At 72.0% G+C, this 20871-nt stretch carries 13 protein-coding genes; 7 read left to right on the forward strand and 6 right to left on the reverse strand.

Going from position 1 to position 20871, the window contains the following annotated elements; all coding sequences use genetic code 11:
* Positions 1-288 precede the first annotated feature (288 nt).
* The 3 genes from ACZ4WV_RS13560 (at position 289) to ACZ4WV_RS13570 (ending at position 6867) form a co-directional block, all read left to right on the forward strand.
* Positions 289-2808, forward strand: a complete 2520-nt coding sequence (locus ACZ4WV_RS13560) for an ATP-dependent Clp protease ATP-binding subunit (protein WP_030231988.1) — start codon at positions 289-291, stop codon at positions 2806-2808.
* Between the two features lie 342 nt (positions 2809-3150).
* Positions 3151-5502 carry an immune inhibitor A domain-containing protein gene (locus tag ACZ4WV_RS13565; protein ID WP_465746020.1) on the forward strand — a complete coding sequence of 784 codons (2352 nt, stop codon included), beginning with the start codon at positions 3151-3153 and terminating at the stop codon, positions 5500-5502.
* Positions 5503-5925: 423 nt separating this feature from the next.
* The gene (locus ACZ4WV_RS13570) at positions 5926-6867 is read left to right on the forward strand and encodes a M23 family metallopeptidase (RefSeq protein ID WP_465746022.1); all 942 of its coding nucleotides are present in this window, start codon (positions 5926-5928) and stop codon (positions 6865-6867) included.
* 110 nt (positions 6868-6977) lie between these two features.
* On the opposite strand, the gene ACZ4WV_RS13575 is transcribed toward ACZ4WV_RS13570, so the two are convergent.
* Positions 6978-7622: a TetR/AcrR family transcriptional regulator gene (locus ACZ4WV_RS13575; RefSeq protein ID WP_465746024.1), complete on the reverse strand. Its 645-nt coding sequence runs from the start codon at positions 7620-7622 to the stop codon at positions 6978-6980.
* Between the two features lie 207 nt (positions 7623-7829).
* On the opposite strand from ACZ4WV_RS13575, the gene ACZ4WV_RS13580 reads away from it, so the two are divergent.
* Positions 7830-9425, forward strand: coding sequence for an MDR family MFS transporter (locus ACZ4WV_RS13580; RefSeq protein ID WP_465746026.1), 1596 nt, complete (start codon positions 7830-7832; stop codon positions 9423-9425).
* A gap of 95 nt (positions 9426-9520) precedes the next feature.
* On the opposite strand, the gene ACZ4WV_RS13585 is transcribed toward ACZ4WV_RS13580, so the two are convergent.
* Positions 9521-10480 (reverse strand): HhH-GPD family protein, encoded by a 960-nt coding sequence (locus tag ACZ4WV_RS13585; RefSeq protein WP_465746028.1) that lies wholly within the window; start codon positions 10478-10480, stop codon positions 9521-9523.
* Positions 10481-10748: 268 nt separating this feature from the next.
* Between ACZ4WV_RS13585 and ACZ4WV_RS13590 the strand changes: the two genes are divergently transcribed.
* Positions 10749-11648, forward strand: coding sequence for a hypothetical protein (locus ACZ4WV_RS13590; protein WP_465746030.1), 900 nt, complete (start codon positions 10749-10751; stop codon positions 11646-11648).
* 155 nt (positions 11649-11803) lie between these two features.
* Here ACZ4WV_RS13590 and disA read toward each other — a convergent pair whose 3' ends face one another.
* Positions 11804-12862: a DNA integrity scanning diadenylate cyclase DisA gene (disA, locus tag ACZ4WV_RS13595; RefSeq protein ID WP_188306273.1), complete on the reverse strand. Its 1059-nt coding sequence runs from the start codon at positions 12860-12862 to the stop codon at positions 11804-11806.
* Positions 12863-13063: 201 nt separating this feature from the next.
* Entirely contained in the window at positions 13064-14575 is a 1512-nt protein-coding gene (radA, locus tag ACZ4WV_RS13600) for a DNA repair protein RadA (RefSeq protein WP_465746032.1), read from the reverse strand.
* A 241-nt stretch (positions 14576-14816) separates the two neighbouring features.
* Between radA and ACZ4WV_RS13605 the strand changes: the two genes are divergently transcribed.
* Entirely contained in the window at positions 14817-16793 is a 1977-nt protein-coding gene (locus ACZ4WV_RS13605) for a BACON domain-containing protein (RefSeq protein WP_465746034.1), read from the forward strand.
* A gap of 217 nt (positions 16794-17010) precedes the next feature.
* Here ACZ4WV_RS13605 and ACZ4WV_RS13610 read toward each other — a convergent pair whose 3' ends face one another.
* On the reverse strand, positions 17011-18345 hold the full coding sequence (locus ACZ4WV_RS13610; protein WP_465746036.1) for a DUF1254 domain-containing protein: 1335 nt from the start codon (positions 18343-18345) through the stop codon (positions 17011-17013).
* 322 nt (positions 18346-18667) lie between these two features.
* Here ACZ4WV_RS13610 and ACZ4WV_RS13615 point away from each other — a divergent pair, with 322 nt between their 5' ends.
* A complete protein-coding gene (locus ACZ4WV_RS13615) occupies positions 18668-19708 on the forward strand; it encodes an NAD-dependent epimerase/dehydratase family protein (protein WP_465746038.1) in 1041 nt (346 codons plus the stop codon).
* Between the two features lie 109 nt (positions 19709-19817).
* Here ACZ4WV_RS13615 and ACZ4WV_RS13620 read toward each other — a convergent pair whose 3' ends face one another.
* Positions 19818-20867 (reverse strand): family 2 encapsulin nanocompartment cargo protein polyprenyl transferase, encoded by a 1050-nt coding sequence (locus tag ACZ4WV_RS13620; RefSeq protein ID WP_465746040.1) that lies wholly within the window; start codon positions 20865-20867, stop codon positions 19818-19820.
* Positions 20868-20871: the final 4 nt, after the last annotated feature.

Here is a 20871-nt window from a genome sequence, read left to right on the forward strand (position 1 = left end):
TGTTGGACCCGTCCAGGGGCAGTAAGTGCGACCGGCCGGAGAGGGTCCGGCTCCGCCCCGGCGGCTCTTGTTCGCCGATGGCGTAGCGGATTCCGGTGCATCCGGCCCACCTGTGGGAACACCGATTCCCAGCATCAGGTTGGGATTGGTGTCGGCTGGTCGCGCAGCATCTCGCTCCTCTACCGGGGAGTGAATCCGTGGGCCGCGCCGCTGAGCGGGACTAGCATGCGGAAGGACAGGGCGGGGACGGACCCCGAACTGCCCGACCGCTCTGAGGAGCGATAAACGATGTTCGAGAGGTTCACCGACCGCGCGCGGCGGGTTGTCGTCCTGGCTCAGGAAGAAGCCCGGATGCTCAACCACAACTACATCGGCACCGAGCACATCCTCCTGGGTCTGATCCACGAGGGCGAGGGCGTCGCCGCCAAGGCCCTGGAGAGCCTCGGGATTTCTCTTGAGGCCGTTCGCCAGCAGGTCGAGGAGATCATCGGCCAGGGCCAGCAGGCCCCGTCCGGTCACATTCCCTTCACCCCCCGGGCGAAGAAGGTCCTGGAGCTGTCGCTCCGGGAGGCCCTGCAGCTCGGCCACAACTACATCGGCACCGAGCACATCCTGCTCGGCCTGATCCGCGAGGGCGAGGGCGTCGCCGCCCAGGTCCTGGTGAAGCTGGGCGCCGACCTCAACCGGGTGCGCCAGCAGGTCATCCAGCTGCTGTCGGGCTACCAGACCGGTGGCGGCAAGGAGTCGGCCACGGCCGGCGGGCCCGCCGAGGGCACCCCGTCGACCTCGCTGGTCCTGGACCAGTTCGGCCGCAACCTGACCCAGGCGGCCCGCGAGGCCAAGCTCGACCCGGTCATCGGGCGCGAGAAGGAGATCGAGCGGGTCATGCAGGTGCTGTCCCGCCGCACCAAGAACAACCCCGTCCTGATCGGTGAGCCCGGCGTCGGCAAGACCGCCGTGGTCGAGGGCCTGGCGCAGGCGATCGTCAAGGGCGAGGTCCCGGAGACGCTCAAGGACAAGCAGCTCTACACGCTGGACCTGGGCGCCCTGGTGGCCGGCTCGCGCTACCGCGGTGACTTCGAGGAGCGCCTGAAGAAGGTGCTCAAGGAGATCCGCACCCGCGGCGACATCATCCTGTTCATCGACGAGCTGCACACCCTGGTCGGCGCGGGCGCCGCCGAGGGCGCCATCGACGCCGCCAGCATCCTCAAGCCGATGCTGGCCCGCGGCGAGCTGCAGACCATCGGTGCCACCACCCTGGACGAGTACCGCAAGCACCTGGAGAAGGACGCCGCGCTGGAGCGCCGCTTCCAGCCGATCCAGGTCGCGGAGCCCTCGCTGCCGCACACCATCGAGATCCTCAAGGGTCTGCGCGACCGCTACGAGGCCCACCACCGGGTCTCCATCACGGACGCCGCCCTGGTCGCCGCCGCCACCCTGGCCGACCGGTACATCTCGGACCGCTTCCTGCCGGACAAGGCGATCGACCTGATCGACGAGGCCGGCTCCCGGATGCGCATCCGCCGGATGACCGCGCCGCCGGACCTGCGCGAGTTCGACGAGAAGATCGCCGACGTGCGCCGCGAGAAGGAGAGCGCGATCGACGCGCAGGACTTCGAGAAGGCCGCGTCCCTGCGCGACGACGAGAAGCAGCTCCTGCAGGCCAAGGCCAAGCGCGAGAAGGAGTGGAAGGCCGGCGACATGGATGTCGTCGCGGAGGTCAACGAGGAGCTCATCGCCGAGGTCCTGGCCACCGCCACCGGCATCCCGGTCTTCAAGCTGACCGAGGAGGAGACCTCCCGGCTGCTGCGCATGGAGGACGAGCTGCACAAGCGCGTCATCGGCCAGAAGGACGCCATCAAGGCGCTCTCCCAGGCCATCCGGCGCACCCGTGCGGGCCTCAAGGACCCGAAGCGCCCCGGCGGTTCGTTCATCTTCGCCGGCCCGTCCGGCGTCGGTAAGACCGAGCTGTCCAAGACGCTGGCGGAGTTCCTGTTCGGCGACGAGGACGCGCTGATCGCGCTCGACATGTCCGAGTTCTCCGAGAAGCACACCGTCTCGCGGCTGTTCGGCTCCCCGCCCGGGTACGTGGGCTACGAGGAGGGCGGCCAGCTGACCGAGAAGGTCCGCCGCAAGCCGTTCTCCGTGGTCCTCTTCGACGAGGTCGAGAAGGCCCACCCGGACATCTTCAACTCGCTGCTGCAGATCCTGGAGGACGGTCGCCTGACCGACTCCCAGGGCCGCGTGGTCGACTTCAAGAACACCGTCATCATCATGACGACCAACCTCGGCACCCGGGACATCTCCAAGGGCTTCAACCTGGGCTTCGCGGCCACGGGTGACACCCAGACCGGGTACGAGCGGATGAAGGCGAAGGTCGGCGAGGAGCTCAAGCAGCACTTCCGCCCCGAGTTCCTGAACCGCGTCGACGACATCGTGGTGTTCCACCAGCTGTCCGAGGACGACATCATCCAGATCGTCGACCTCATGATCGACAAGGTGGACGAGCGGCTCAAGGACAAGGACATGGGCCTGGAGCTCAGCGTCGAGGCCAAGAAGCTGCTGGCCAAGCGCGGCTACGACCCGATCCTGGGCGCCCGTCCGCTGCGCCGCACCATCCAGCGCGAGATCGAGGACCACCTCTCCGAGAAGATCCTCTTCGGCGAGCTGCGTGCCGGCCACATCGTCGTCGTCGACGTCGAGGGTGAGGGCAAGGAGGCCAAGTTCACCTTCCGCGGTGAAGAGAAGTCGGCCGTCGCGGACACCCCGGCTGCGGTCGCCTCGTCCGGTCCGGACCTGACGAAGTGACCAACATTTAACAGACAACTTCACAGCCACCGAGCCCCCGGCGTCCGCGCCGGGGGCTCGGTGCGTTCGGGGGCGGGCGGCCACCACGCGGGTGCGGTCCGGACGGGCGGCTTCCCGACCGGTTGGTGCGAGTACGCCCCATTTCTCAGTAAGCTTTAACCAACATACGGTTGACTCTTTGTCAGCTGATGTGAAGCCGGGGAGGATAGCGCCGTGCCCATGTCACGGTCAAGGTCTATCTTTTCTGTGCACGCTTGGATCAAATGACGTCCACCTGTCTTTCATTTTGGTTTGCCGGGCCTTGGCCAAGAGCTGGCCCCGGTCGGGGAGGACGTCACAACCTTGAAGAACACCAGGAGAACCGCTGCGGTCGCGACGGCTGCGGCGGTCATAGTCACGCTCGGGGCGGGCCTGTTCCCGAGCGCCGCCGTGGCGGCCGGCTCGGCCCCCGTGCCGAAGGACCCGGCCGACGCCGTCCAGGCCGTCAACACGGAGCACAACATCCCGGGCCCGCTGACCGCCAAGGTGGAGGCCGAGCACAAGGCCGCCACCGAGCAGCTCCTCGACGGCACCGCCCAGGTCGAGCAGCACAACGGCAGCACCAGCGTGAAGCTCGGCAAGGACAAGTACGTGGAGCTCGCCCGCGAGCGCACGGACAAGATCTTCACGATCCTCGTCGACTTCGGCGACCAGGTCGACGACACCACCAAGACCGCCGACGGCAAGGTCAAGTACGGCGGTGAGCCCGGCCCGAAGCACAACGAGATCGCCGCGCCGGACCGCGCGACGAACAACTCGACCGCCTGGCAGGCCGACTACAACCAGCAGCACTACCAGGACCTGTACTTCTCCAAGGACAAGCCCTCGCTGAAGACCTTCTACGAGAAGCAGTCCTCGGGCCGCTACTCGGTCGACGGCGTGGTCTCGGACTGGGTCCGGGTGCCGTGGAACGAGGCCCGGTACGGCTCCGACTACTGCGGCTCCAACGTCTGCGCCAGCGCCCAGGACCTGATCCGCGACGCCGTGGACATCTGGTACAAGGACCAGCTGGCGAAGGGTCAGAGCCCCGAGCAGATCAAGGCGACCCTGGCTCAGTACGACCAGTGGGACCGCTACGGCTCGCACCACGACGGGAACTTCAACCAGCCCGACGGGTACATCGACCACTTCCAGATCGTGCACGCCGGTGAGGACAAGTCGGCCGGCGGCGGCAAGCAGGGCAGCAAGGCCCTGTGGGCGCACCGCTCGTACGTCTACGGCAACCTGACGGGCCAGGCCGGCCCCGACGGCAACAAGCTCGGCGGCGTCCAGGTCGGCAACTCCGGCCTCTGGATCGGCGACTACACCATGCAGCCGGAGAACGGCGGCCTCGGCGTCTTCGCCCACGAGTACGGCCACGACCTCGGTCTGCCGGACCTCTACGACACCGCCGGCAAGGGCATCGACAACTCGGTCGGCTTCTGGTCGCTGATGTCCTCCGGTTCCTGGCTCGGCGAGGGCAAGGACAGCATCGGCGACATGCCGAACGACCTCGACGCCTGGAGCAAGTACCAGCTCGGCTGGCTGAAGGTCGACCACGCCAAGGCCGGCACCGAGTCGACGCACCACATCGGCCCGGTGGAGTACAACACCGACCTGCCGCAGGCGCTCCTCGTCGAGCTGCCGAAGAAGAGCATCACCACCGACGTCAACAAGCCGTTCGCGGGCGGCAACGAGTGGTGGAGCGGCAGCGCCGACAACCTCAACGTCACGCTGACCCGGGACATCGACCTCACCGGCAAGACCAAGGCCAGCATCAACGCCAAGGCCTGGTACGAGCTGGAGCCGGACTTCGACTACGCCTTCGGTGAAGTCTCCACCGACGGCGGCAAGACCTGGACCGTCGTGGACGGCACCTGGAACGGCACCGCGCTCCCGAAGGAGAACGGCCGCCCGGCCGTCAACGGCCTCGCCGCCGCCTGGGGCGACCTGTCCTTCAACCTGGACGCCTACGCCGGCCAGAAGATCCGGTTCCGCTACCACAACACCACCGACGGCGGCCTGCACTACCGCGGCTTCGCGGTGGACAACGTCGCGGTGACCGCCGACGGCGCGACCGTGTTCAGCGACGACGTGGAGAACGGCGACAACGGCTGGACCGCCGCCGGCTTCACCCGCTTCGGCGGCTCGTACACCAAGGACTACGCGCAGTACTACATCGCGGAGAACAAGCAGTACGTGTCCTTCGACCAGACGCTGAAGACCGGCCCGTACAACTTCGGCTCCGCCAGCAAGCCGAACTGGGTCGAGCACTACGCGTACCAGCCCGGCCTGCTGATCTGGTACTGGGACGGCTCGCAGACCGACAACAACGTCAGCGCCCACCCGGGCCACGGCCTCGTCCTGCCGGTCGACTCGCACCCGACCCCGATGAAGTGGGCCGACGGCACCCTGATGCGTCCGCGCATGCAGGGCTTCGACTCGACCTTCGGTTCGCGCCGCGTCCCGGCGCTGACCCTGCACAAGGCCGACGCCGAGACCGTCATCCCGAAGTCCAAGGGCGTCGACGAGTTCTCCGATCTGAAGTCCTGGTGGTCCAAGGACAACCCGTACAGCGGTGTCGACGTGCCCAAGACCGGCACCAGCATCGAGGTCGAGAACGAGTCCGCGAACTACCTGGAGACCTGGATCCGGGTCCGCCCGGTCGACAACTGATCGTCCTGACGATCGGCGGGTGACCGCACGGCTCTGAACCACACTCCACGTCCGGCCCGTCCCCGCACTACGCGGGGGCGGGCCGGACGCGTGTGCGGCGGCCGTCGTCGACGGCGGGAACACTGGGGAGCCCGGGGCGCGGGTGGTGCTGGTCACAGCGGCCCGGCGTAGTACGACCGGCTCTAGTAGGCCGATCCAGCGCGCGGCCGGGACGGACGGGGCCCGGCACTGGGCGTGGCGGGCCCATGATCATTGGTCGCGCGCAGCCCGGCCTCCGGCTCGGCGAGAACTACCTGCCGTAGTACGACGCCCGGTTTGGGCGTGCGCTCGGTGCCGGTTAAAGCTGAGTGGTCCCCCGCTCAGCACGCGCCCCAACCGGGCGCTCCGGTGCTGATCCCGCACGACCGTGAGGTACACCAGGCGATGTCCACCGTTCCGCCCGTAAGGCCGGCCCTGCGCCGGCTCGCCGCCCGAACGGCGGCCCAGGCGGCCGTCTGGCAGCCCCGACTCGCCCACGCCCTCCGCAGCCATGCTGCGCCGCCACTGCGCGCGCTCGCCGTGCCCCGGCACACCACCCTGCCGGGCAGTCGGCAGCGGGCCGAGCGCGACCACGCCGTCGCCTCCGTCGGGGCGGCCGCGGTGCTGCTGGCCGGCGTGCTGCTGGCGGCGGCGCCGAGCAGTGCCTCGGCGCAGACCGTGCGGCCGACCACCCCGGGCAGCTCCGCCTTCACGGCCACTCAGGCGGCGGTGCCCGACCCGGGCGTGGTCCAGGTGGCCGGACCCAGCCCGTACCGGCTGCCGGAGGACGCCGCCTCGGCGCAGGCGTTCGTGGCGGTGGCGCCCAACCTGCAGTCGGCCGAGCCGCCGGCCACGGCACCCGCGCCCGCGCCTTCGCCCGCGCCTTCTCCGGAGCCGGGATCGGGGTCGGAGCCCGCGCCGGCACCCGCCCCCGCGCCGGACTGGTCGGCGCCGGTGCCGAACGCACCGACCAGCAACCCGTACGGGGTGGCCAACTCCGAGTACGCCGCCGGGTACCACACCGGCGTCGACTTCGCGGTCCGCCCGGGCACCCCGGTACTGGCGGTCGGCGACGCGACGGTGGTCTCGGCCCGCTGGGACGGCGCCTACGGCAAGGAGGTCGTCCTGCGGCTCGCCGACGGGCACTTCGCCCAGTACGCCCACCTGTCCGCGCTCTCGGTCCAGGCGGGCGCGCACGTGTCGGCGGGCGAGCGGGTCGGGCTGTCCGGCAACACCGGCAACTCGACCGGGCCGCACCTGCACTTCGAGATCCGCACCAGCAACCGCTACGGCGCGGTGATCGACCCGGTCGCCTACCTGTCCGCACACGGCGTCACGGCCTTCTAAACCCCGCCCCGTTCAGCACCCGTCCAGCACCGCCCGGCTCCGCACGCCCTGGTCCACGCGCTGGTCCACACGCCGGCCGTGTCCCCGTCCTCGGGGCCCTGTCGTCGGGCTCAGCCGGTGGTGCGGACGGGGTGGCTGATCCGGGCGCCGATCTCCAGCGAGACTTCCCTGGCCGCACTGATCGCCTCGTCGAGGTCGGCCGTCGGCAGCTTCTCGCCCCAGACGTTCCGGGCGTGGGCGCAGTCCGAGGTGTCCTGCTTGAGCAGGAACAGGGCCGAGTGCACGGTGAACAGGGCCATCGCGGCCCGCAGGCGGTCCGGGAAGTCCGCGGCCGGCCCGTGCACCAGCTGCACCATGGTGACCATGCGGTCCCGGAAGGCGAGCCCGGCCGGGGACTCGCGCAGGGCGGGCTGGTTCTCGTGGAAGAAGCGCAGCAGCGGCGCCCGCTCGGCCATCCCGTCCGCGAAGCGGCGGATCAGCTCGTCGCGGACCTCCGGGCTCCAGGTCTGCTTGCGGCCCCACTCGATGGTCTCGTCGATCGGCGCGGCCATCCGCTCGACGATGCCGAGGACGATGTCGTCCTTGGTCTTGAAGTGGTAGTAGAGCGCGGCCTTGGTGACGCCCAGCCGGTCGGCGATCTCCCGCAGCGAGGTCTGCTCGTAGCCATGCTCGGAGAAGAGCTCCAACGACACCTCGATGATGCGAGCCCGGGTGTCGCTGCGGGGGCTGTGCGGAGTGCCCATGGCCTGCCTCATGACTGCGTCGGTGACTGCTGCGGACCCCAGGGTGGCGTCCGCCCCGGGCTCATTCTCCCTGCCCAGGCGGTCGGTCTTAAAACTGGCTTGACGACCGGCTAGGAAACAACCTACCGTGCCGACGATCGATAAACTAGCCGGGCGACAAGTAAGTGAACCGCCGCACGGCGCGACGCTCGTCCGAACCACCTCCGGGAGACCCACCCCATGTCACAGTCCCAGACCGCCGGCCCGGTACCGGAGGACAAGACGGCCGAGGAGGAACAGCCGCGGTCACCCCGCGAGATCCGCCTCGTCATGGTCGGCTTGGTCGTCACGATGCTGCTGGCCATGCTCGACAACCTGATCGTCGGCACCGCGATGCCGACCATCGTCGGTGACCTCGGCGGCGCCGAGCACCTGTCCTGGGTGGTCACCGCGTACACCCTGGCCACCGCCGCCTCCACCCCGATCTGGGGCAAGCTCGGCGACCTCTACGGCCGCAAGGGCACCTTCCTCACCTCGATCGTGATCTTCCTGGTGGGATCGGCGCTGTCCGGCCTGTCGCAGAACATGAACGAGCTGATCGGCTTCCGTGCCCTGCAGGGCCTGGGCGCCGGCGGTCTGATGGTCGGCGTCATGTCGATCATGGGTGCGCTCGTCCCGCCCCGCGACCGCGGCAAGTACCAGGGCATGTTCGCCGCGGTGATGGCCCTGGCCACCATCGGCGGCCCGCTGGTCGGCGGCTTCATCACCGACCACCTGAGCTGGCACTGGACCTTCTACATCAACCTGCCGCTCGGCGTGATCGCCCTCGCCGTCGTCGTCGTCACCCTGAAGCTGCCGAAGGTCCGCAACAACGCCCGGATCGACTACCTGGGCGCGATCCTGCTCACCACCGGCATCACCTCGCTCGTGCTGATCACCACCTGGGGCGGCCAGCAGTACGCCTGGGGCTCCAAGGAGATCCTCGGCCTGGCCGCGCTCGCCGCCGCTTCGCTGATCGCCTTCTGCTACGTGGAGCAGCGGGTCGAGGAGCCGATGCTGCCGCTGAGCCTGTTCAAGAACCTGAACTTCACCCTGGTCTCGATCATCGGCTTCATCGTCGGCTTCGTGATGTTCGGCTCGACCGTGTTCCTGCCGCTCTACCAGCAGATCGTCCAGGGCGCCTCGGCGACCAACTCCGGCCTGCTGCTGATGCCGATGATGTTCGGCATGCTGGTCGTCTCGCTGGTGGTCGGCCAGGCCGTCACCAAGACCGGCAAGTACCGGATCTTCCCGATCATCGGCACCATCGTGATGACCGGCGGCCTGATCCTGCTCTCCACCATGGGCACCGAGACCAGCAGTTTCACCTCCGCCTGCTGGATGGTCGTGCTGGGCGCCGGCATGGGCTTCCTGATGCAGATCACCATGCTGGTCGCGCAGAACAGCGTCGAGCTCAAGGACATGGGCGTGGCCAGCTCCACCGCCACCCTGTTCCGCACCATCGGCGGTTCCTTCGGTGTCGCGCTGTTCGGCGCGCTGTTCAACAACCGGGTGACCGACACCATGAAGGAGCGGCTGGCCGGCAAGCCGCTGCCTCCCGGTGGCGCGAAGGACCCGGGTCAGACCAGCCCGGCCGAGCTGCGCAAGATGCCCGACTACATCCAGGACGCCTACCACCACGCGGTGTCCAACGGCCTGCACACCGTCTTCCTGTGGGGTGCCGGGGTGGCCGTGGTCGCCATCGCCGCGGCGGTGTTCCTGCGCGAGGTACCGCTGCGCGGCACCGGCAAGGGCGAGAAGCCGACCGAGTCCTCGCTGGAGGCGGCGGCCGTCTGACGGCCCCGCGTCCGTACGGCGCCCCCGGGAGGCCCTCCTCCCGGGGGCGCCGTCACGTCACGGCGGGAGAACCCGCCCCCGGGAGCGCCGTCGGATCACTGCGGGAGGCGGTAGACGCCCTGTTCGACCGGCTCGACCAGGCCGTCCGCGACCAGGCCGTCCAGGGCCCTGGCCCGCTGGACGGCGTCCGGCCAGACGGCGTCCAGGCGGGCCTGCGGGACGGAGCCGTGGGCCTCGCGCAGGACGGCGAGGAGCTTGCCGCGCACCTGGCGGTCCGTCCCCTCGTAGGACTGGCCGCGCCGGGCCGGGCCCTCGTACGCCGGGCGGCCGGCCCGCTGCCAGGCGCAGCCGCTGAACAGCGGGCAGTCCCCGCACTCCGGGCCGCGGGCGGTGCAGACCAGCGCGCCCAGTTCCATCACGCCGACCGCCCAGGTGGCGGCCGTCCCGGGGTCGTCGGGCAGCAGGGCGGTCGCGGTGCGGCGCTCGGCCGCGGTGGTGGCCTGGGCCGGGTACTCGACGCCGGTCACCGCCCGGGCGAAGACCCGGCGGACGTTGGTGTCCAGCACCACGTGCCGCTGGCGGAAGGCGAAGGAGGCGACCGCGGCCGCGGTGTACTCCCCCACGCCGGGCAGCGACAGCAGGGTGGCGTGGTCGTCCGGGACCTCACCGCCGTGCTCCTCGGTGATCGCCACGGCGGCCGCGTGCAGCCGCAGCGCACGGCGGGGGTAGCCCAGCCGGCCCCACATCCGGACCGCTTCGCCGGACGGCTCGGCGGCGAGGTCGGCCGGGGTGGGCCAGCGGGTCATCCAGGCCTGCCAGGCGGGCAGCACCCGCTTCACCGGGGTCTGCTGGAGCATGAACTCGCTCACCATGACCGCCCACGGCGTCGCCTCGGGCGTCCGCCAGGGCAGGTCGCGCTTGCTGGCCTCGTACCAGTCGATGACGGTCGAGTGCAGCAGCGGTAGGGGCATCGGCAGCCGCGGGGCGGGGACGGTACCGGCGGTGGTCGCGAGGGCGGTCGCAGTGGTCGGCTCAGTGGCGGTGATGGCAGTCATGGCCCTTCGATCCTCCCACGCCGGGGGAGGCGGCCGGAGGAGAGGAGTTGATTCCGGACGCTGGTCCGGGACGGGGGTTCCCGATGCCGGTTCCGGATGCTGCTTCCGCGACCCCGAGAGCCCGAAGGCCCGGAAGCCGCCGGAAGCACCCGGAGAACCGGCTTCCGGAGCTCCCTCGAACGGCTCAAACGGCGGATCATGTGAAGGAAGGGGCGACTGCGCGGTGTTGGTGGGTCAATCGGCACACACAGTCTCGTAGAGTTTGGTCGTGCCCTCTCTGCGTCAACCCGTGGGACCGCTGCCGGCCTCGATCTACTGGCGTCGGCGCGTCGTCGTGCTCGCCGCCGTCGCGGCGGTCATCGCCCTGATCGCCTGGCTGATGACCGATCAGGGCGGGGGCGGTGACGACGGATCGCCGGGCAAGTCCGCCCAGGCCGCGCCGACCCAGAGCCAGACCCCCGCGCAGACGATCACGCCCGGCGCCTCGCCGAGCGGTCCTGCGGCGCGCCCGGGCGGCGGCACCGGGGGCACGGGTGGCACCGGCGGCCCGGTGAGCGGGGGCGGCAGCGATGTCGGCCTCAGCGGCGGCTCCGGCGGCGCCAACCCGGTGCCCGCGGGCGGCTCGGGCGGTTCCGGTTCCGGCGGTGGTTCGGCCGGCGCGGGGAGCTCGGGGGGCGCCAGCGGCGGCGGGACGTCCGGCGGCTCCGGCGGCGCCGGTGGTGGCGCTCCGGCGGTGAACACGCCCGAGGTGATGGCGCTCCCGGTGTGCGCCTCCTCCCAGGTGGCCCTGGAGCTGAACCCCAGCCAGAACCCGTACCAGCCCAAGGACAAGCCGAAGCTGGCCCTGACGGTCAAGAACTCCTCCGGCACCAACTGCCGGGTGGACCTGGGCCGTACCGCCTCGGTGATCACGGTCAGCGGCAACAACAACGACCGGGTCTGGTCCTCCGGCGACTGCCCGCCCGACAAGGGCAGCATCTGGGTGCAGATCCCGGCGAACGGCAGCCAGACCGAGACCTTCACCTGGGACCGCAGCCGCAGCAAGCCGCAGTGCGCGACGGCCGACCAGACGGCGCCGGCGAACGGGACCTACGTCGTGCTCGCCGAGCTCACCGGTCTCTCGGGCGACAAGGTGTCCGCACGGACCTCGATCCGACTGGACGGCTGAGCGGGCGTCACCTTGGCCCGGAGCCCCGACCGCAGGCGCGGCCGGGGCTCCGGCGCTTCCCGGCCGTGGCCGCGCCCCGGCCGAGGAGGTGCGGAAACGCCGAACGGCCCCCGCGGAAGCGTTTCTCCGGGGGCCGTGCACCGATCGCGCGTCGGTCAGACGTAGCGCTCCAGGATGGACGATTCGGCCAGGCGGGACAGTCCTTCGCGGACCGAGCGGGCACGGGTCTCGCCGACGCCCTCCACCGTCTGCAGATCGTCGATGCTGGCGGCGAGGAGCTTCTGCAGACCGCCGAAGTGCTCGACCAGGCGCTCTATCACCGTGTTGGGCAGGCGCGGGATCTTCGCCAGCAGGCGGTAGCCGCGCGGGGAGACGGCGGAGTCCAGGGACTCCGGCGAGCCGGAGTAGCCGAGCGCCTTGGCGACGGTCTGCAGGTCCAGCAGCTCGGCGTGGGTCAGCGCCTCCAGGTCGGCCAGCACCTCGGTGACCGTCCGGCCCTTCTTGGCGGCCCGCTCGGGGAAGTAGTCCCGGGCGACCAGCTCGCGCTCCGGCTCCACGCCCGCGATCAGCTCGTCCAGCTGGAGCGAGAGCAGCCGGCCGTCGATGCCGAGCTCCAGCACGTAGCCGGCGATCTCGGTGGCGATCAACCGGACCATCTCCAGGCGCTGCGCCACGGCCGTGACGTCCCGGACCGTCACCAGGTCCTCGATCTCCAGCGCGGAGAGCGTGCCGGCCACCTCGTCCAGGCGCAGCTTGTAGCGCTCCAGGGTGGCCAGCGCCTGGTTGGCGCGGGACAGGACGGTGGTCGAGTCCTCCAGCACCCGGCGGGTGCCGTTGACGTACATGGCGATCAGCCGCATCGAGTGCGAGACCGCGACCACCGGGTAGCCGGTCTGCCGGTTGACCCGCTCGGCGGTGCGGTGGCGGGTGCCGGTCTCGTCGGTGGGGATGGTCGAGTCCGGCATCAGGTGGACACCGGCCCGGACGATCTTGGTGATGTCCTTGTCGAGCACCACCGCGCCGTCGAGCTTGCACAGCTCGCGCAGCCGGGTGGCGCTGAACTCGACGTCCAGGACGAAACCGCCGGTGCACAGGGACTCGACGGTCTTGTCGAAACCCAGCACGATCAGGCCGCCGGTGTTGGCCCGCAGGACCCGCTCCAGGCCGTCACGAAGCGCGGTACCGGGCGCGATGGCGGTGAGGGAAGCCCGCAGCAGGGCCTCCTCGCGGGAGGCCTTGTCCGCCCCCCGGTCGCTGGCTGCCACGTGACTCCTCCGGTCGACCCGTGCCGCGCGCCTCACGCCGTGCGCCGGTCCGCGGTCTGTTGCTGTGTCGCTCAGTACCGCTCCGGTACTGCCTTCTGGCCAATGAGACTGGGGAAAGTCTAACTGCGTGCGGCTTCGGCAGGGCTTGGGTCAGCGCAGTTCGTCGGAGTCCAGCGGCTCCCAGCCTGCCATCAGCTCCTCCGCGGAGGCCGGGACCCGGGCCGCGCGCGGGGCCGGCGGCGCCGACGGGGCCTCACCACGCCCCTCGCCGCGCGGCTTGGCGGCCGCCCGGCGGCGGCCCGGGATGGCCCGCAGCGCCTCGCCGATGTCCGCCACCTCGACCACCTTCATGCCCAGCGGCACCTTGCCCGGATCCGGCGGCACCAGCGCGTGGGTGAAGCCCAGCCGGTGCGCCTCCGCGAGCCGGCGCTGCACACCCGTCACCCGCCGTACCTCGCCCGCCAGGCCGACCTCGCCGATCGCCACCAGGTTGCTCGGCAGCGGGGTGTCGGTGGAGGAACTGGCCACCGCGAGCGCGACCGCGAGGTCCGCGGACGGCTCGCTGAGCTTCACCCCGCCGACCGTCGCGGTGTAGATGTCCTGCTTGCCGAGCTTCACCCCGCCGTGCCGCTCGACCACGGCCAGGATCATCGCGATCCGGGGCGACTCCAGGCCCGAGGTGGTCCGGCGCGGGGAGGGGATCTGCGAATCCACCATCAGCGCCTGCACCTCGGCCACCAGCGGGCGCTTGCCCTCCAGGGTGACGGTGAGGCAGGTGCCGGGGACGGGCTTGTCACGCCTGGTCAGGAAGAGGCCGGAGGGATCGGCCAGGCCGACGATGCCCTCGTCGTGCAGCTCGAAGCAGCCCACCTCGTCGGTGGCGCCGTACCGGTTCTTGACCCCGCGGATGAGCCGCAGCCGGGCGTGCCGGTCGCCCTCGAAGCTGAGCACCACGTCCACCAGGTGCTCCAGCAGGCGCGGGCCGGCGATCTGGCCGTCCTTGGTGACGTGGCCGACCAGCAGGGTGGCCATGCCGCGCTCCTTGGACGCCCGGATCAGCGCGTTCGCCACCTCGCGGACCTGGGCCGGACCGCCGGGGGCGCCGTCCAGCTCGGCCGAGGCGATGGTCTGCACCGAGTCCAGGATCAGCAGGCCGGGACTGACCGCCTCGATGTGCCCGAGCACCGCGCCGAGGTCGGACTCGGCGGCGAGGTAGAGGTGCTCGGAGAGCGCGTTGATCCGGTCGGCGCGCAGCCGCACCTGGCCGGCCGACTCCTCACCGGTGACGTAGAGCGTGCGGTGCTGGGCGGAGGCCGCCTTCGCGGCGACGTCCAGCAGCAGGGTGGACTTGCCGACGCCGGGCTCGCCGGCCAGCAGGACCACCGCGCCGGGGACCAGACCACCGCCGAGCACCCGGTCCAGCTCCGGCACGCCCGTCGAACGGGCCGTCGCGACCTGGCCGTCCACCTGGGCGATCGGACGGGCGGGCGCGCTGACCGGGCCGGCGGCGGTGGTGCGGAGCGGCACCGCGCCGTACTCCTCGACCGTGCCCCAGGCGTTGCACTCCGGGCAGCGGCCGACCCACTTGGGCAGCTGGTTGCCGCACTCGGTGCAGCGGTAGGCCGGGCGCGGCTTGGCGGTGGTCTTGGAACGCGGAGGCATGCGGCCCACGGTAGCGCCTGGGTCGGACAGTGCCGGTCCGTTATCACGGCGGCCGGTCGGCTACGGGGACGGCGGCCGTCCGGTTACGGGGACGGCGGCCGTCCGGGGAGCGCGCGGTCCGCTCAGTACCGACCGGTTCTCGGCGGCGGACCCACACAGATGGGCGATGCTGTTACCCGAAAGAAGTACATAGGCGGCGAACAGCGGGGTCCGACGGCCCGATGTCCCTACCGTCGGACGGGTGACGACGCGAAGTGTAGGGGCTGTTGGGGCCGGGCCCGGATCGCGGGCCGCCGCGGTGGCGGCGGAGTACGACCGCCAGGTGGACGGCCTGTTCACCTACTGCCTCTCGGTCCTGTGCGAACACGACGCCGCCGCCGACGCCCTGCGCGAGGTCGGCGAGCTGGCCCGGCGGCACGGCGGCCGACTGACCGAGCCCGGACTCGTCCGGGCCTGGCTGTTCTCCCTGGCGCGCTACTGCTGCCTGCGGCGACTGGCCGACGGGACCGCCCGGGAAGCCGTGGCGGAACCCACCGAACCCGCCGAACCTGCCGAACCGACCGAGAACGAAGCGGCCCGGCGTCGGCGCGAGCTGGCCTCGCTCGCCTGGCCGGAGGCGGCCGGCACGGATCCGGAGCAGCGCGAAGCGCTGGAACTGTCCGTCCGGCACCGGCTGACCCCGCTGGAAGTGGCGGCGGTGCTGGGCCTGCCGTTCGACCGGACCCGCGAACTGCTCGCCACCGCCGAGGCCGAGGTGGCCCGGACCAGGGCGGCACTGCTGGTGCTCGGGGTGGGCAGCTGCCCCGAACTGGACCGGCTCGGCGGGGCCGGGGCGGAGTCCTGGCGGGACTGGGTGCTCGGGCCGGCGCTACGGCGGGAACTGGTGCAGCACGTCGTGGACTGCCCGACCTGCCGGGGGACGGCGGAGCGGGTGGCCGCCGGGGAGGCGGCGGAGGGAAACGCGGGGGGCGGGGCGGGGTTGTCGGGGCTGCCGCTGCTGACGGCGCCGGGCTCGGCGGCGGCTGGGTCGGCGGGAGCGTCGGGCCCGGCGAAGGCTTCGGGTGTGGCGGGGGCTTCGGGTACGGCGGGTGGCTCGGCGGGCGGGGTGGCGTACCTGCCGTCGGCCGGTGCACCGGAGCGGCGCGGCGCGGTGGTCGCCGAGCCCGGGCTGCGGTTCGACCACAGCGGCTTTCCCCGGCACCGGGCGCCGGACGCGGGCCGCGGGTTGGCGGTGCGGCGGCGGGTGGTGACCACCGGGGTGCTCGCAGCGGTGCTGGCGGCGCCGGTGGTCGCGCTCTGGGCCGGGCACCGGGGCGGCGGCGGGTCGGGGTCGGCGGCTTCGGTCTCAGCGGTCCGGGTGGACGAGGCCGGGCGGGAGGCCGGACAGCGGCCACCGCAGCCGTGGGCGGCGGGGGCCCCGGCCGGTGCGGCCGGAGGTGTGGGAACGCCGGGGCTGGAGCTGGCGGGGGCGGGAGCCGGCGGGTCGGGCGGTGCAGAAACGTTGCTGCCTGGGTTTCCGCGGCTCACCTTCCAGGGGCCGCTGGTCCCCGTCCCGAGCCGGGGCGCGACCCCGCTCAGCAGCCCCACCCTGGTCGCCGCCCCGGCCCCCACGGTGGAACGGGCCACCGCCGGGGGAGGCGGCCCCGCCGACACCACCGGACAGCTCACCGTCGGGGCCGCCGAGTACGGCAACCGCACGGTACTCACCCTCACCAACTCCGGTGCCACAGAAATCCGTTGGCGCGCCGTGACGGACGCCGGCTGGCTCCGGCTCAGCCGCGACGCGGGAACGCTGGCACCGGGACAGCGGATCACCGTGATCGTCACCGTGGACCAGGACCTCGCACCCACCACCCCCTGGACCGCCCGCATCGCCCTGCCACCCTCCCAAGCGGTGGTCACCCTGGAGGGCGGACCGCAGAACCGCGGCGGATCAGACTCCTCCTCGGCGGAGCCCTCCTCGACACCCGGCCGCAGCGCTTCGGCCACGCCCTCGGGCACGGCGTCGGCCACGGCGTCGGCATCGGCCACCGCGTCGCCGAGCGGAACGGGCGCACCCTCACCGTCGCCCTCTGGGGCCGGCTCGCCGTCCTCGGAGCCATCCCACTCCGGACCACCGACCGGTACACCCACACCGACGACACCCCCGACGGGCACCGCGTCCCCACACCCGACCGGCACCGCGGCGCCGCCGTCGTCTGCGGCGGCGGGGCACTAGACGGGGCCGAGTGGCAACCGCCCTCGACCGCAGGGCGCCCGCTCGGGCCGAGCAGGCGCCCGCCGCCGTGTCGGTCAGGGTCCGGCGCCTGGGCGAGGACGAGCGGATCCACATCACCGACCAGCCGAGTCCCGTCGAGGTCGAAGACCGGGCCCGGGCAATGCCGGGCGGGAGCGGCCACGGCCGGGGGCAGGCATCCCGGAACGGGTGGCCGGTGTCAGGTGCGGTGGATCGGGGGGATCTGGTAGGTGCCGTCCAGGACGGTCGGCTTCGGCTGGTAGATGCGGATGATGGGGCGGAATTCGCCGTGCGGGGTGGGGAGCCAGTTGGCGGTGGCTGTGGGGTCGTCGGGCGGGTCGTGCTGGAGGGTGAGGGTCAGGGAGCCGTCGTCGCCGTAGACGAGGCCGGGGGTGCGGCTGCCGATGGAGTAGCGGTTGATGGGGTTCTCGACCAGGTAGTAGTCCGGGACGGAGTACATCGTGACGGACCAGAAGGCCTCGGCGGGCGGGGGCTGTTCGAAGCGCAGGGTGTAGCTGTGGGCGCCGGTGAGCGGGCGGCCGTCGGAGTCCTCGTAGGTCATCGCGTACGAGGCCTCGTAGGCGTGGTTGCCCCAGAGACCGGCGCGGGCGGCGGCGGCGCGGCTGAGGTAGGCGGCGCGGCGGTCCGGGATTCGCCACTCAGGGTCGTCGACGGTGCCGGGGCCGAGGTGGTCGAGGTTGTAGTCGAAGAGGTGGAGCGCGGAGCGCCATTCGCCGGGCGGGTGGTCCTCGGGCGGGCGGGTGGCGTCCTCGACCCGTTCCCGTCCGGCGGCCAGGCCCTTGGCGAGTGCGAGGGTCCACTCCGGGGCGGCCGCGCGGTAGGGCGAGCCGCCGTCGTCCAGCAGGCCGAGCGGGGCGAAGCGGCGCTGGTACTCGATGTCGGGGGTGGCGGGCGGAAACGCCTGCATCCACACCCGCAGGCGTTCGAAGAAGGCGAGCCGCTCCGGGACGTCCGGGTCCGGCTCGGGCAGTCCGGCGACCAGGCCGCCGGGCTCCAGCGGTTCGAGGAGGAGACCGGCCTGGAGCGCCTTGACCCGTGGCAGGTCGCCGGGGCCGGCGCAGGCGAAGCGGCCGACGATGGTGCCGACGGTGGTGGGCATCTCGATCACCCGGCTCGGGTCCGGCGGCGCGCCGTGCCAGGCGGGCGGGACGATCAGCCAGGTCTGCGCGTCGGTGCCGGTGGCGCGGCTCCCGAGGTAGGCGACGTTCTCCGTCCAGGCACTGATGAACTGGAGCACGTGGTAGGCACCGCCGGTGTCCGGGACGTGTAGCACCAAGGGGCCTTCGGAGAGGTCGAGTTGGGCGATCGAGTAGATGGTGTCGTTGTTGACGGAGACGAACCGGTCGCCCGGGCCTGCCAGCCGGGTCGCATGGCTGAAGTGGTTGAACGGCGCCGCCGGGAGGGTGCCCAGGCCGCCCTTGGCGAAGCGCTCGACCATGGTGAGGCCGGCGACGAGCGGGTAGCCGTAGACGTACGCGTCGGCGGCCAGTGCCTCCAGCTCGGGCTGGTTCATCGGGGGTCCTTCGTCCGTTCGGTCCGGGGGCGGTCGGGATGGCGAGGGCGGTCAGGGTGGTCGGACGGCCTGGGGCCTGCCGGGTTGACATGCTGTCGTTCTCCCAGTGCCGTCCGGGGCGGTCCGGTGCCTTCCGTGCCGAACAGGGGCGAATCGGCACATCTGGGATGCTAGGTGCGGCAGGGTGGGGCGGCATGTCGGGTGCTCCGCGCCGCACTGGGGTCGGCGCAGTCCGCCCGCCGCTCCACCCGCCGCTCTGCCGCCGCTCTGCCCAGCGCGAATCGGAGCGTACGGGCGGGGTGGTCGGGAGAGGCTGGCCGGTATGAAGATCCTCTTGCTCGGGGGCTCGTCCTTCCTCGGACGGGCCTACGCCGTCGAGGCCCTCGCCCGCGGCCACCACGTCACCACCTTCAACCGCGGGCGCAGCGCCGACGATCTGCCCGGAGTGGAGTCCGTCCGGGGCGACCGCGACAGCGCCGAGGACGTCGCCCGGCTGGTCGAGGGCCGCAGCTGGGACGCCGTGGTCGACACCTCGGCCCAGCAGCCCGCCCAGGCCGGGCTCAGCGCTCGGCTGCTGCGCGAACGAGCCACCCACTACACCTTCGTCTCCTCGGTGCACGCTTACGCCGACTGGGCCACCCAGGTGATCGACGAGGACTCCGCGCTCCTCCCATGCCCTGCCGACGCCCCGCCCGAGCAGTCCTCCGGCCGTGAGCTGAAGGCCGGCTGCGAGCGCGCGGTGCTGGCGGGATTCGGGGCCGAGCGCTCGCTGATCCTCAGCAGCGGGCTGCTGATCGGACCGTACGAGCGCGGCGGCCGACTGCCCTGGTGGCTGGAGCGGATGGCGCGCGGCGGGCGGGTGCTCGCCCCGGGCGACCCCGGGCGGAGCATGCAGGTGATCGACGTCCGGGACTTCGCCGCCTTCGGGCTCGACCGGTTGGAGGCCGGAACGACCGGCCGCTTCCTCACCACGGCGCCGCCCGGCCGGCTGACCTTCGGAGAGTGGCTGGAGACCTGCCGGGAGATCGCGGGTGCGGCGGGCACCGAGCTGGTCTGGGTCGCGGACGACCGGCTGCTCGCCGAGGGGCCGGACCAGGTCACCCCCTGGCTCGAACTCCCCTTCTGGGCGCCGGACCTACCGGAGTGGAGGTACATCTGGCAGGTCGACAGCAGCCGTGCCCGGGCGGCCGGGCTGCACTGCCGCCCGTTCGCCGAGACCGCGCGGGACACCTGGGAGTGGCTGCGCGAGCGCGGGCCGGCGGGTGACACCGACGCCGAGGGGCGCAAGCAGGCGCCGGGGTCGGCGGTGCGGCAAGGCATCGAACCGGCGCAGGAGCGGCGACTGTTGGCCGCCTTCGGGTGAGCGCGGGCTGGAGTGGGAAGTCGGCCGGTCCGACTTCCCACTCCGGAGAGCAGGCAGTGATCTCCCGCCAGAGTGGCGGCCGACCGTAGCTGGGGGGGCGCGGCCGCACTCAGTGGGTGCGGCGGGTCACCAGCTCGGCGAGTGCCAGCAGTTCGTCGGCTGCGGACGGCTGCGGTACGGCCACGGCCAGCTGAACCATCGCCGCCGCCATCCGCTCGCAGGACTCGCCCTGTGCCCAGCCGCGCCCGCCCGCCCCGTCGACGGCGGCCGCGCACTGCGCCAACTCCTCGGGCGTCAGCGGACGTTCGAGCGCGTACAGTTCGGCGAGTCGGTCGCCCTCGGGGGTGCCGGAACCCAGCGCCCTGACCACCGGCAGTGACTTCTTGCGGGCGACCAGGTCCGCGCCGACCGGCTTGCCCGTGACCGCCGGGTCCCCCCAGATGCCGATCAGATCATCGATCAGCTGGAAGGCCAGGCCGATCTCGCGGCCGAAGCCGTCCATCGCCTGCGCGGCTTCCTCCGACCCGCCGCCGTACAGCGCGCCCATCGCGCAGGCGGCACCGAGCAGCGCGCCGGTCTTGGCCTCGGCCATCGCCAGGCATTCGGCGAGCGAGACGTCGTTGCGCGATTCGAAGGCGCAGTCGATCTGCTGGCCCTCGCAGAGTTCGACCACGCAGTCGGCGAGCCGGCGGATCGAGCCCCGGGCGGCCGGGTGGGCGTCCTCGGCGAGCAGGCGCAGCGCGAGGGAGTGCATGGCGTCGCCGGCCAGGATGGCCTCGGTGGTGCCGAACACCCGCCAGGCGGTGGGCCGGTGGCGCCGGGTGTCGTCCCGGTCGATGACGTCGTCGTGGAGCAGGGTGAAGTTGTGCACCAGCTCCACCGAGGCGGCTGCGGCGACGGCCGCACCGGGCGTGCCGCCGAGGGCCTGGGTGGCCGCGAGGACCATGGCCGGGCGGATCGCCTTGCCCGGGGAGGCCTCGGCGGGTGTGCCGTCCGCCTCCCACCAGCCGAAGTGGTAGCCGGCGACCTTGCGCATCATCCCGGGCAGCGAGTCGACGGCGGCCCGCAGGACCGGGTCGACCAGCCCACGGGCACGGGCGAGGATGTCCGCCGCCTCGTGGCCCTCCTTGTGGTCCCGCTCCAGCGTGGAGCTCGTCATGTGT

It is taken from the genome of Kitasatospora sp. NPDC029312, from assembly GCF_055569215.1.

What these genes read in the sequence shown, in the direction of transcription:
- ACZ4WV_RS13560 (WP_030231988.1), top strand. Translation starts at nt 289, where the DNA reads ATGTTCGAGAGGTTCACCGACCGCGCGCGGCGGGTTGTCGTCCTGGCT.
- ACZ4WV_RS13570 (WP_465746022.1), top strand. Translation starts at nt 5,926, where the DNA reads ATGTCCACCGTTCCGCCCGTAAGGCCGGCCCTGCGCCGGCTCGCCGCC.
- ACZ4WV_RS13575 (WP_465746024.1), bottom strand. Translation starts at nt 7,622, where the DNA reads ATGAGGCAGGCCATGGGCACTCCGCACAGCCCCCGCAGCGACACCCGG.
- ACZ4WV_RS13580 (WP_465746026.1), top strand. Translation starts at nt 7,830, where the DNA reads ATGTCACAGTCCCAGACCGCCGGCCCGGTACCGGAGGACAAGACGGCC.
- ACZ4WV_RS13585 (WP_465746028.1), bottom strand. Translation starts at nt 10,480, where the DNA reads ATGACTGCCATCACCGCCACTGAGCCGACCACTGCGACCGCCCTCGCG.
- radA (WP_465746032.1), bottom strand. Translation starts at nt 14,575, where the DNA reads ATGCCTCCGCGTTCCAAGACCACCGCCAAGCCGCGCCCGGCCTACCGC.
- ACZ4WV_RS13610 (WP_465746036.1), bottom strand. Translation starts at nt 18,345, where the DNA reads ATGAACCAGCCCGAGCTGGAGGCACTGGCCGCCGACGCGTACGTCTAC.
- ACZ4WV_RS13615 (WP_465746038.1), top strand. Translation starts at nt 18,668, where the DNA reads ATGAAGATCCTCTTGCTCGGGGGCTCGTCCTTCCTCGGACGGGCCTAC.
- ACZ4WV_RS13620 (WP_465746040.1), bottom strand. Translation starts at nt 20,867, where the DNA reads ATGACGAGCTCCACGCTGGAGCGGGACCACAAGGAGGGCCACGAGGCG.